We start from the raw sequence: 12,107 nt of genomic DNA, 5'->3' as shown, positions 1-12,107 counted from the left end.
TTATGTTGCACCGCATCGTTATCGTTGATGACCACCCCAGCACACGTGACGGATTGATCACCCGTGTCGACGTGGAACCCGACTTGGCCGTCTGTGGCGAAGCCGCCGACCAAGATGAGGCATTGGAAGTGATCGACCGAACGCATCCGGATTTGGCCGTGGTCGATATCTCGCTGAAATCAGGCAGCGGCATCGACCTGATCAAGATCCTAAAAACCAAGACGCCGGAACTGAAAACGCTGGTTTGGTCGATGTTCGACGAATCGCTGTACGCCGAACGCGCCCTACGCGCCGGTGCCAAGGGCTATATCAACAAGCAACAGGTCACCGACAAGATTATCGAAGCAATTCGAACCGTGATCAGCGGTGAACTGTACATCAGTCGTGAACTGTCGGCCAAAATGTTGCAGCGTGCCGTGATGGGCAAAGACGCCGTGGCACAGTCGCCGGTGGAAAACCTTTCGGATCGCGAATTGGAAACATTCCGATTGATCGGCCAAGGTTTGACGACCAAGGACATCGCCAAGACGATGAACTTGAGTCCCAAGACGGTGGAAACCTATCGGGCACGCATCAAAGAAAAAGTCGACCTGCGAGACATGGCATCATTGACTCGCGAAGCAACCCAGTGGGTGTTGGAAAACGGCTGATTCCGGCATCCAAGCCTCGTCGCCCGAAACAATCCAACGCGAAGTTGCCACGCCGGTCCACATCGGCGTCATGTTGCCGCTGAACGACCCGAGCCAGTATCGTTGACGCATCCAAGTCATCGCCCCAGTGGGCGTTGGCGACGTTCCGTTCGATGCGGGGTTAGTGCCGATGATATTGGCCGATGGCGGCGGTCTATTTCCGAACAACTGGATCACAACCGAAGGGCCGCAGTGGTGGTTGGTTGCCGCACCGGTTCTGTTGCTGGTGATCGAAGCGGTGGGGATCGCAACAGCCTGCCATGCGCTGCGGTACGTTCGAACGTCGCAAGCCACGGTGGCCTGGGTTGTCGGCCTGTTGACTGTGCCGGTGCTGACGATCCCGCTGTACTGGGTATTCGCTCGCAATCGATTTTCAGGTTATCGAGAAGCCATTCGTCGCGTCGGCCAACGTCATCGTGAATCCGTCGATGCCGTTCGACGTGAACTGGCGACCGAATCAAACACACGAAGCACGGCGCTGCAAACACCGCTGGACCATGTCGCCGATGTGCTGGACACGCCGATCAGTGCCGACAATCGCTTCGAACTATTGATCGACGGTGATGCTTTCTTCGACGCGGTCGAACAGCAGATTGATTCCGCCACCGATTACGTCTATTGCTGCTTCTATATCATCCGCGACGACGAATGCGGGGGACGCTTTGCCGAAGCCTTGATTCGGCAAGCCAAAGCGGGACGCAAGGTTCGGTTGCTGTACGACGAAGTCGGGTGTGCGGGATTGCGTCGACGCTACCTGAATCGATTGAAAGACGGCGGGGTTGACGTTCGATCGTTCAACACACGTCAGGGGCCGGCGAACCGATTTCAAATCAACTTTCGCAATCATCGAAAACTGGTCGTCGTGGACGGAACATCGGCGATTATCGGCGGCCTGAACATCGGCGATGAATACCGTGGGGTGGCCAATTGGATCGATGGCTGGCGGGACACCGCCGTCGCCGTTGTCGGACCACTGGCCAGGAAAGTCCAGGCCGTGTTTGCGGGCGACTACTACTGGGCGGCAGGACTTGATTTGGCGGAAGCCAACTGGGGGCCCACATCCAACGACGATGCCCCACCGAATCGCAGGGACAATGGCCAGCAGGGCAAACGTGGTCTGGCCGCGGTATGTGCAACCGGCCCCGCTGATCACCTACCGCGTGCGTCGATGATGTTCGCTGCGGCCGCGTCAATCGCCAAGTCACGATTATGGATCAGCACACCGTACCTGGTTCCCGATGAAGCCGTGATGGTTGCCCTTGCGTCCGCCAAGGCTCGCGGCGTCGACGTCAAGATTCTGATTCCCGCGGTTGCCGATCACTGGGCGGTGTATCTGGCCGGTTTCTATTACGAACACGAATTGGCCGAGATGAAGATTCCGGTCTATCGATACAAGGACGGATTGCTGCATCAAAAATGCGTCTTGATCGACGACGACTTGGTTTTGATCGGATCGACCAACCTGGACAATCGATCGCTGCACCTGAACTTCGAACTGATGGTTGCGATTGAACAAGCCGACTTTGTCCGAGACGTGCACCGGATGTTGGTCAACGATCTGAAACAATGCCACGGTCCGGAAGATCGCGCGCAAATCACGCGCCCTTGGACGTCGCGTCTGGGTACCGCCATCGCCCGTTTATTCAGCCCCATCTTGTGATTCGGATCAGGTGCCGACCGGTGATCCCGCGGGCAAACGGTCGACCGCCGATCAGTCTGTCGGTTTGGCGGCTTTCAGCAGCAACAACAGCATCTTGGTCGGTTTCGTTGCCGTGATGCTGTGCGGCACGTTTGCATCCATTCGGTAGAAACTGTTCGCCGACGCCACCGATCGTTCATTGCCGACGGTAACTTCCGCTTCCCCATCGATGAAATGCATGATGGCGGGAACCGATGCGGTGTGTTCCGACAATTCCTGTCCTGTATCGAAGCCGAACAGGACAACCTTCAGATGCGAATCCTGGCACAACGTCTTGCTGATCGTGCCATCGTCTTGGATTTGGATCTCATTCGTTAAATTAGAAAATGCTGTGTGCAAATCACTCATCGCCTACTTTATCCCTCCAATCACATTTACCACTGAATCACCCCACGGTCACGGATCGTCCTTGCTCGATGCCGGACTTTGACTTTCTCACGCGACGGGGCCCGGAAGACCAAGAACGACGGCACTGATGATTCCAAGTGCCGTCAACATTGTGGCCGCCACCAACGTCCAACCCACGGGGCGCAGATGCTTGGCCGGCGGCGGCCAAAACATCAACCCCCATCCGCCGGCGATCATGGGAACCGCAGCCAAAGGCAACCAAACTTGGTTGACCACCAGTCCGATCGTCGCTGCCGTCGTGAATCCCAGACCAATCCAAGAAGCAACAGTGGTTTGACGCTTTTGTATCGCGATCACAGCACGAACTGCCAACGTGGTGGATGCAAAACCCAACAGCCAAACCAACCACACCAACAGACTGTTGGATCGATCAAGGCCACCATCCAACAAAATCGGCATGCATGGTAATGACAGCCCCGCGACGCCCAACAATTGACCGCCCAAGGTTCGGTGCAGTCGAACGATCGCAATCGCAAAGCAAAGCGTCGAAAGTGCAAGACACGCTAGCAGCGCGATCCGCGTCGGCGGATCCGCGGACCACAACGCGAACGCACCGGCCGCAACAGCCAGCCCCAACAGTCCCAACGCCAGCGCTCTTGCCCCGGGAGCGCCGCGTTGGGCACGTCCGCCACGATGCCCCATCGCGACCAGTATCGGTTCGTGTGCAAAGAATCCAGCCAACGATGCAACCACGATCGCAACGCCGACCCAACTGGGACCGACCGACAACAGCGCCGAAAACAATGGAATCATCACGATCGCATAAGCACCGTGTTCCTTGGGTTTCAAACTGACAACCGCCACAGCCAAAGTCGGCAGTGGTGGTGCACCCACGACCATCGCATCCTTCATGTTGCCTGGCTCAGTTCCTGTTTAGGGCCAAAAAACTCATATCGCATGCACGATGGATCGACCCCCAACTGTTCCAGGGCGCTTTCAACGGATGCCATGAACGGCTTGGGACCACAGAAATAGAAATCCGCGTCCGCGTAGGGCGTCCACTGACCAATGAGGTCCGCGGAAAGGAATCCCACGTGATCACACTTTCGATCCCGGTCGGCATCTGGCGGCATGTCGTACAAGACCTTGTAGGTGAAGTCGTCGTGCCGGCCCGCTAATTCTTCAATCTCATTCGCAAACGCATGCACGTCACTGTTGCGTGCCGCTTGGACAAAGTAGACCGGTGTATCAATGGCTTGCTTGACCAGCATTTTCGCCATCGATAACAAAGGCGTCACGCCGATCCCACCGGCCAACAAAACCACCGGACGTTCGGCCGATCGAACAAGATCCAATGTGAATTCACCACACGGCGGCCCCAAATCCACGGTTTGACCGGCGTCGATTGAATCGTGCAAATGATTCGATATCAGGCCACCGGGAAAACTTTCCTGTTGCCCTTTTTCGCGTTTGACGCTGATGCGGTAATGCGGCTGGTCAGGGCAATCCGAAAGACTGTAATTCCTTGGCGACGTCGGTGTTTTGGGATGATCAATGTGGACCGTGATGTACTGACCAGCCAGAAACGTGGGCAGCGGTTCGTCATCAGCTGGCCGCAGATAGAACGATGTGACTTCCGAACTTTCGCGGACTCTTCTTTGGACGACAAAGGGTCGCTTTCCTGTCCAACCACCGGGTTGGGATTGCTGGTGCTGGTAAATGTCCGCTTCGCGTGAAATCAGGATACCGGCCAAAAACTGATATGCCTCGCCCACCGCATCGATGATGTCCGGCGTGGCGGCATCGCCCATGACATCCTTAATCGCGGCCAACAAGTTTTCGCCAACGATCGGATAGTGTTCCGCTTTGATGTTCAACGAGCAGTGCTTTTGCGCGATCAGTTCGACCGCCGGCATCAGCACGCCCGGATTATCGATGTGCGTGAAATAGGCACATATCGCGCCGGCCAGCGCCTTTTGCTGGCCCCCGGTGTGTTGGTGAGCTTGGTTGAAGAATGCCCGGACTTCCGGATTCGCTTCGAACATCCGCTCGTAAAAACGACGCGTGATCGTTTCCGCGTTGGCGGCGACCAGCGGGGTGATTTCCTTGACAATCGCGACAGTTTGTTCGCTTAGCATTACGGCGTGCGTTGGGTTGGATTTCAAAGGCGGGATAGGTGGGACCACGACGCGACGATTGGAAACCGGGGCTTCCGATCGCCATCACCGGGCTTCACCCAAAAACTACCCCGCCAAATCTTTACGTCAAGGTATACTTTATTCACCGACCTCAACAAGCCCGTTCGAACAGTGTTTAGTCGGCGGTGCTGCAACAACCGACCCCGGACCGCCGTTCCATGAAGCATCCCATTTGTGGATACCACCGCGACGAAGAAGGCCACTGGGTGGCTCAATTGGCGTGTGGACACAATTAACACGTCCGCCACGATCCGCCATGGATGATCCGGGCGTGGGTCACATCACGTCGTGGCCGCGACGCGATGTTGGGCTATCTGCTGGATTGCAAGAAGTGCGACGAACACGCGCCGCCGGATGAAAGGCCCTAGCAGAGGAATCGATATCGAGACGTTGACGGCGTGCTATTTCAACTCAATGCAAACAAAGCCATCGCTTTGCAGATTGACGAGGCTGGTCAGCGCAGAAACCGCGGTTTGCGCGAAGACGACCAAATCGTCGGGGCGTGCGTTGCCATGCAACAGTGATTGACCACACACATAGAACTCCACGCCGGCTTGATGCAACTGTCGCAATCGTAATGCATTCGGGTTGCCCTTGGTGCCAAAACGAGACGCGTACGCATCATCGTTCAGTGCGATGAAGGTGGCACCGCCGTGCAGCACGACCGCCATTTCGGGGCTCTGCTGATCTTTGCCACCGGCATGGTACAAGTTGACGTACTTGGCAATCGTCTCCAATGCATCGTGTGTCTGGTCAGCCGGGCTACTTTGCGTCACGTCGATCAATAGCTTGCTATCGCTGCGAGGTTGCTGGGCCGCATCAGGCAAGTGGAACACTGGCTTTCCGGCCGGAATCAGCGGCGTGCCCAGCGGCGTGCCGACAGGTGAATCGGACATCGGCTGCTGCGTCGAATTCGGCTCTTTCACGTCGGCGGGGACCGCATGGTTCCTCATCGCTTCGGCAAACCCGTTCGCAACAAATCCCGAAACCACGTCGGCGTGCGCTTTGATCAAAGACGCGACGGCCGGATCGTCCGAAGTTTCGATCACACGAACACCTTTCTCGGTATCCTCGTGCTGCATTTTGATTTTGTCGGCGTTCCGAAACAGTTCCGCAAACAAAGGATCCCGCATCCGAATGGGCTGAATCTCGTCGACGCGAATCTTCATCCAATGGACGTGTTCCTGAATCTTTGCCGCGATCTCGGGATCATCCGATTCGGTGACCGTGATCACGCCGTCATCGGTTTCGGTCACCGTGCGACGAATTTTGTCGTGGTGACTCAGCAAGAACTGAAACACTTCGTGATCGGCATCGTGACGATCGTCATGGGCGTGTGGGCCGGCGGCTTGTTCACCACCGCCCGCGCCACCGCGAAATCCACGCCCCATCCCGAATCCCGGTCCACGACCACCGCCGCGTCCGAATCCTGGGCCGCGACCGTTTTGCGCGGCCACATCCACACAGAACAATGCCGTAACCAACAGTCCCAAAGCCAGTCGAACGGCGGTGGTCGGGAAATTCATCGGACGCATCGTGATGATTCCTAATGGGTCAGGGGACGGGTTTCATGCGGTCGCAACCGTCATGGATCGGTGCCGGGGCCAATCATCCCCGTTGTGTCACGCCGAACACTTGCCGCTGCTGCAACTGTCGCCGACTTGATTCCAGGGCATTCGGGCCAAGACCATTCCCATGCCACAGGTGTCCGTGATACCGGCGAACATCAATCCGGCCCCGATGAAACCTGACAAGCCAATGAACGCGGGATGGACAAAGCACCCCAGCACGGCACCAAGTAGTGCCAGGAACCCGGCGACAATTCGGACCTGGCGTTCCAACGAAATCGCTTTCTTTCCACGCACCACCGGCAAGCCTGCGGCGTCCCACGCCGACGTGCCGCCTTCGACGTTGACGACGTCTTCAAAGCCGGCATCGACAAACTTCTTACACGCCTGGGCGGCACGATTTCCGCTGCGACAGATGACATACAACGGTTGCCCGGCCGATCCGTTGCGTGACTGCAAGAATGAGGCAGCATCCAGTGATTCCAGCGGCACGTTCTTGGCACCCTGGGCGTGAACTTCACGAAACTCCACGGGCGTACGAACGTCGATCAGTTCGACATCGGATTCGTTCGACAACTGGGCCATCCGGTCCACGGAAATCGTTTGCATCAGGGATTCTCCTTCACACGTCCAATCGTTATCTCGATAGCCGACGATATTTTTGACCATCGTCGTGAATGACATCATCGGCAGGTTCGACGCGGCAGAACACCTCGCCACCTTACGATATTTCAATGCTTCAATCGGCCGGGCATCCGCCGCGACGCCGACAACTTTTTCTCAGCATTCGTTTTAAACGTCCGTCGCGAGCAAAGTCACGCGGATTCCGTCGTCCCCGGCTGCGGCGGATCGTCGCCGGATGAACCGCGGCGGCCGCCCCATTCGGCGATCGTCTGCATGACAAAGAAGAACGTCGGCACCAACAGCAACGAGAAAAACGTGGCGGCAATCATTCCGCCGACCACGGCGTTGCCGACCGCACGGCGGCTGGCGGCCCCCGCACCACTGGAAACGATCAACGGCAAAAAGCCCAAGATGGACGAAAACGCGGTCATCAAGATCGCGCGAAAACGCAGCGACGCTGCACTGACGGCGGCCTGTCCGATGTCCATGCCTTCGCGTCGCTGCTGGCTGGCGAATTCGACAATCAGAATCGCATTCTTGCTGGCCAAAGCGACCAACAGCACGATTCCGATCTGGGTGTAAACGTTGTTGTCGGCCCCACGGACGACCAGCGCCAAAATCACCCCCAATACGGCCAAAGGCACCACCAAAATCACCGCCGCGGGACTGGTCCAGCTTTCGTACTGTGCGGCCAAAACCAGGAACACGGCCAGGATGGCCAACCCGAAGATCGCCAATTGCCCGCCGCCGGCCAATTTTTCTTGGTACGACATCCCCGTCCAAGCAAACCCGAATCCAGGTGCCAAACGTGATTGCGCGATCTGCTCCATCAAATTCAGAGCCTCCCCTGAACTGGTCCCCGGTGCAGGTGACCCGTTGATCGACGCACTGGGATACAAGTTGTATCGCTTCACAACCGACGGACCGAATTCATCGCGAACATTGACGATCGATGACATCGGGATCATCTCGCCATGAATGTTCCGAACGTCCAAGCGTAAGATATCGCTGGCGTTGGCCCGCTCCGGTGCATCGGCTTGCAACCGCACTTGATAAGTCCGGTTGTTGTAGGTGAAGTCGTTGACATAGGCCGAACCCAGGTAGGCTTGCAGCGTTCCAAAGACGGTCCCCAGCGGGACGTCTTGCGTTTTGGCCTTCAAGCGGTCGACATCGGCAAACAACTGGGGCACATTGGCACGAAACGAACTGTTCAGTGCGGCCAAGCGAGATTGCCCCGATGCCGTATTGACCACGTCGGTGGCCGCGTTCTGCAGCTGTTCGTACCCGCTGGCCCCTTGGTCCAACAGTTCCATTTGGAAACCGCCGGCATTGCCCAACCCGTCGATCGGTGGTGGGGTGAACGGAAACACGACAGCATCCTGCAATTGGGCAAACTGCTCTCTTAAGTGTTTCAGAATACCGGGCAATTGTTCCTCGGGCGTTTCGCGTTCCTCCCAGGGCTTCAACACGACGACGCTGAACGCCACGTTGCTGTCGGCATAGCCGCTAAGCAACGAATACCCGGAAACCGAAAGCGTGTTCGCGACACCCGGCGTGTTGTTGTAAATCTTGTCCAACTGGTCAATCACACGATCGGTTCGTTGCCGCGACGCGGCATCGGGCAGTTGAACGTTGACCATCAGATAGCCCTGATCTTCCTCCGGAACGAATCCGGTCGGCAACGATCCGAACCCCCAACCGATCAGCAACAACAGACCCGCGTAAACCAGTCCCACGCCGAAGACGAACCGAACAATCCGGCGGACGATGGCGGTGTATCCATTGGTGGCCGAATCAAAGCCACGATTGAACCATCGGAACCCGACAAACGTGCTTTCCTTCGGTGGTCGCAACAAGATCCCACACAGGGCGGGGCTTAGCGTCAAAGCGTTCAGCGTACTGATCAACACCGCCGCAGAAATCGTCAACGCAAACTGGCGAAACAGTTCTCCGGTGATTCCCGGCATGAAGGCACAGGGAACAAAGACGGCCAACAGCACCAGCGTGGTCGCGATCACCGGACCAGTGATTTCGTCCATCGCTTTGACGGCGGCATCCTTGGACGACAAACCGTCCTCCAAGTGTCGGGTGGTGTTTTCGACCACCACGATCGCGTCATCGACCACGATCCCGATCGCCAGCACGATCCCAAACAGCGACAGCATGTTGATCGAAAAACCGGCGACATTCATGATCATGAACGTCCCGATCAAGGAAACCGGGATGGCCACCACCGGAACGATTGTGGCTCGCCAATCTTGCAAAAAGATAAAGATCACCAGGACGACAAGCACGACGGCCGACACCAGCGTCTTGTAGACCTCCACGACGGAGGCTTCGACAAACAGAGTCGAATCAAAGGGGATGTCGAACTGCACGCCATCGGGCCAGTTATTGCTGGCGGCCAGTTCGTCCATCCGATCGCGGATCAGACCAGCGGTTTCGATCGCATTGGCCCCGGGCAATTGATAGATCCCGATCGACGCCGACGGCACACCGTTGTACTTGGAGTTGTAGACATAGTTTTGCCCGCCCAATTCAACGCGGGCGATGTCGCCGACCCGAAGAACGCGTCCGCCCTGTTCGGCGCGAATGATGATGTTGGCGAACTCTTCCGGTTGGACCAATCGCCCACGTGCGTTGACCGTCAACTGATAGGCGGTCCCCGGTGGCGCCGGTTCGGCCCCGACCTGTCCCGCCGCCACCTGAATGTTTTGCTCGCTGATCGCATCGACCACATCTTGGGTCGTCAGTCCCCGTTGTCGAAGTTTTTCCGGCTCCAGCCAGACACGCATGCTGTAATCGCCGACGCCGAACACTTGGACGTCCCCGACGCCCTTGATCCGACTAAGTTCGTCGCGCACCGACAGCGCATAATTGCTTAGGAACAATGCGTTGTACGATTCGTCCGGGCTGGTCAGCGACAAGAACTGCAGGATCTGTGTCGAACGCTTTCGCGTGGTGATCCCCTGCTGGCGGACTTCGAACGGCAAACGCGGTTCCGCAATGGCGACACGGTTTTGCACCAGCACCGACGCGATGTCCATGTCGGTGCCCAGTTCGAACGTCACCGTCAAGCTGTAGCTGCCGTCATTCGCGCTGGCCGATGACATGTACAGCATGCCTTCGACACCGTTGACTTGTTGTTCGATGGGCGTGGCCACCGTTTCAGCGATCGTTTTGGCATCGGCACCGGGATACATCGCGGTGACCGAAACCGTGGGCGGCGAAATCGGTGGGAACTTTGCCACGGGCAGGGCAAAGAACGAAACGACACCGGCGATCACGATCACGATGGAAATGACCGCGGCGAAGATCGGACGGAAAATAAAGAACTTGGACATGAATCAGTCGCTGCGTGATGAAAGGCCCAAAACTATTCCTGTCCGTCCGCGGCGCCGTCGTCGTTTGACTCGGCTGCTTCAGACATCTCTTTTGCCAGCTGCTCTTCAGCCTCATCGGTCGGATTTTCGTTCATTCCTCGGGTCAGCGCGTCGGCATCCAAGTCCAACGTGACTTCGACGGGTGTAACGGGGCGTCCGACTTGGGCCTTCTGCAAACCACTGACGACGATCTTTTGCTGCGGCGACAGCGATTCAGTCAACCGCGCCCAGCCGTTCATTCGCTTGATGACGTTGACACTTTCCCGCTGCACGATGTTTTGATCGTCGACCAACAACAAGTATTCACCACGCTGGTCACGCTGGACCGACAACTCGGGAACAAACGTTGCTTCCACCGCCTGGGATTCGGGGATTCGAACGGTGACAAACAGCCCCGGCAAAAGCCGCTCATCTTCATTGTCGAAAACGGCTCGCACCGCCAGTGTCCCGGTGGCGACATCGATCCCCTTGGCATCGGCGTATTCCAATTTGCCTTTGAAGGCGAAGCCTTCGTCGCCTTCACGTTTCAAGTAAGCGTCACGTGCTTGAAACTTCACCAGATCAAATTCGGCATCACCGCGGCTACGGTCCGACCGCATGAATCGCAACAATTCGCGATCGCTGATGGTGAAGTTGGCAAACATTTTGCTTTCGTCAACGATCGTGGCCAACAAAGATCCGACTTCGACCAGATTGCCTTCCTTCACGGACGTCTTCGAAATCCGTCCGTTGATCGGTGCCTTCACTTTGGTGTACTGGACGTTCAGATCGGCGATCCCCAACGCGGCTTGGGCGGTTTGCAGTTGGGCACGGGCGGCGGCGACTTGAGATTCCGCTGACTTTAGGTTGGCTTGCGCGGCATCGTTGGCAGCTTTGGCGGCGTCAAATTCGGCTTTGGACGCGGCATCACGTTGCAACAATCGTTGCTGACGATCGAAATCCAGCTTGGCTCGTTCGGCTTCGGCCTTGGCAACTCCAACCGCCGCCTCGGCGACCGAGATTGCGGCATTGGCATTTTCAACGTCGGCCTGGGCGGCCTTCTGTTCCGCTTCGTACTGATCCGGTTCGATCAGATACAGATCGGTGCCTTTGGTGATGTCTTGCAATGCAGTGAATTTTTGCGATTGCAGAACGCCGCTGACCTGGGCGCGAACATCCGCTGCATTGACCGGCTCGGTCGTGCCCTCTTTTTCCAAGAAGGGCGTGTAACTTGTAATCACCGCGGTCGACACACCGACCGGTTGCGGCGGCGGTGCTTCGTACTTGTTGGCTTCCTTGCGGTTGCAACCGCAAGGTGAAAGGAACAGCAGCACCGCGGCCACCAGTCCCCAGTCTCGAAGGCGTGTCATCTTCATCGGCCCAACATCCACATTACCCCGGCATGACGGTGTGATCATTCCTGCGGGAGCCAAGCATACTGGAAATCTGGCGGCCCGAAGACCAGTCAAGAATACGAATCTGTTCGTTTCCGATCGTTCGCATTTCATCGATGCCATACCGGCGTTTCTGGACCGAACGAACGCAATCCTGGTGGCACAAAAACATGCACCGGAGAATCCATTGGGGGGATCGGCTGACGACGAAGCCCGCCCCGTCCT

At 57.2% G+C, this 12,107-nt stretch carries 9 protein-coding genes and 1 pseudogene; 3 read left to right on the top strand and 7 right to left on the bottom strand.

Features of this window, described 5'->3' with window-relative positions:
• Nucleotides 1-2: 2 nt before the first annotated feature.
• Complete coding sequence (locus tag HFP54_RS09190; RefSeq protein WP_145294271.1) at nucleotides 3-650, top strand: response regulator transcription factor; 648 nt, start codon at nucleotides 3-5, stop codon at nucleotides 648-650.
• Nucleotides 651-819: 169 nt separating this feature from the next.
• The gene (gene cls / locus HFP54_RS09185) at nucleotides 820-2,349 is read left to right on the top strand and encodes a cardiolipin synthase (RefSeq protein ID WP_235951523.1); all 1,530 of its coding nucleotides are present in this window, start codon (nucleotides 820-822) and stop codon (nucleotides 2,347-2,349) included.
• A gap of 51 nt (nucleotides 2,350-2,400) precedes the next feature.
• On the opposite strand, the gene HFP54_RS09180 is transcribed toward cls, so the two are convergent.
• The 3 genes from HFP54_RS09180 to hmpA form a co-directional block, all read right to left on the bottom strand.
• Nucleotides 2,401-2,736, bottom strand: a complete 336-nt coding sequence (locus HFP54_RS09180; protein WP_168564898.1) for a cupin domain-containing protein — start codon at nucleotides 2,734-2,736, stop codon at nucleotides 2,401-2,403.
• Between the two features lie 87 nt (nucleotides 2,737-2,823).
• On the bottom strand, nucleotides 2,824-3,648 hold the full coding sequence (locus HFP54_RS09175; protein ID WP_168564897.1) for a YwiC-like family protein: 825 nt from the start codon (nucleotides 3,646-3,648) through the stop codon (nucleotides 2,824-2,826).
• Nucleotides 3,645-4,874, bottom strand: a complete 1,230-nt coding sequence (gene hmpA / locus HFP54_RS09170) for an NO-inducible flavohemoprotein (RefSeq protein ID WP_168564896.1) — start codon at nucleotides 4,872-4,874, stop codon at nucleotides 3,645-3,647. Before hmpA ends, HFP54_RS09175 begins: the two co-directional genes overlap by 4 nt.
• 218 nt (nucleotides 4,875-5,092) lie before the next feature.
• Between hmpA and HFP54_RS26365 the strand changes: the two are divergent.
• Nucleotides 5,093-5,302 (top strand): annotated as a pseudogene (locus HFP54_RS26365) (DUF3565 domain-containing protein).
• 33 nt (nucleotides 5,303-5,335) lie between these two features.
• Here HFP54_RS26365 and HFP54_RS09155 read toward each other — a convergent pair.
• The 4 genes from HFP54_RS09155 to HFP54_RS09140 all read right to left on the bottom strand — a co-directional run bounded on the left by HFP54_RS09155 (nucleotide 5,336) and on the right by HFP54_RS09140 (nucleotide 11,858).
• Nucleotides 5,336-6,469 carry a DsrE family protein gene (locus HFP54_RS09155; protein ID WP_235951521.1) on the bottom strand — a complete coding sequence of 378 codons (1,134 nt, stop codon included), beginning with the start codon at nucleotides 6,467-6,469 and terminating at the stop codon, nucleotides 5,336-5,338.
• Between the two features lie 87 nt (nucleotides 6,470-6,556).
• Nucleotides 6,557-7,111, bottom strand: a complete 555-nt coding sequence (locus HFP54_RS09150; protein ID WP_168564894.1) for a rhodanese-like domain-containing protein — start codon at nucleotides 7,109-7,111, stop codon at nucleotides 6,557-6,559.
• A gap of 206 nt (nucleotides 7,112-7,317) precedes the next feature.
• Nucleotides 7,318-10,470, bottom strand: a complete 3,153-nt coding sequence (locus HFP54_RS09145; protein ID WP_168564893.1) for an efflux RND transporter permease subunit — start codon at nucleotides 10,468-10,470, stop codon at nucleotides 7,318-7,320.
• Nucleotides 10,471-10,502: 32 nt separating this feature from the next.
• The gene (locus tag HFP54_RS09140; RefSeq protein ID WP_168564892.1) at nucleotides 10,503-11,858 is read right to left on the bottom strand and encodes an efflux RND transporter periplasmic adaptor subunit; all 1,356 of its coding nucleotides are present in this window, start codon (nucleotides 11,856-11,858) and stop codon (nucleotides 10,503-10,505) included.
• Between the last annotated feature and the right edge of the window lie 249 nt (nucleotides 11,859-12,107).

The sequence above is a fragment of the Crateriforma spongiae genome, from assembly GCF_012290005.1.
Classification (GTDB): domain Bacteria; phylum Planctomycetota; class Planctomycetia; order Pirellulales; family Pirellulaceae; genus Crateriforma; species Crateriforma spongiae.
Note: the sequence above shows the minus strand (reverse complement) of the source record. Positions and strands in the feature narration are given on the sequence as shown.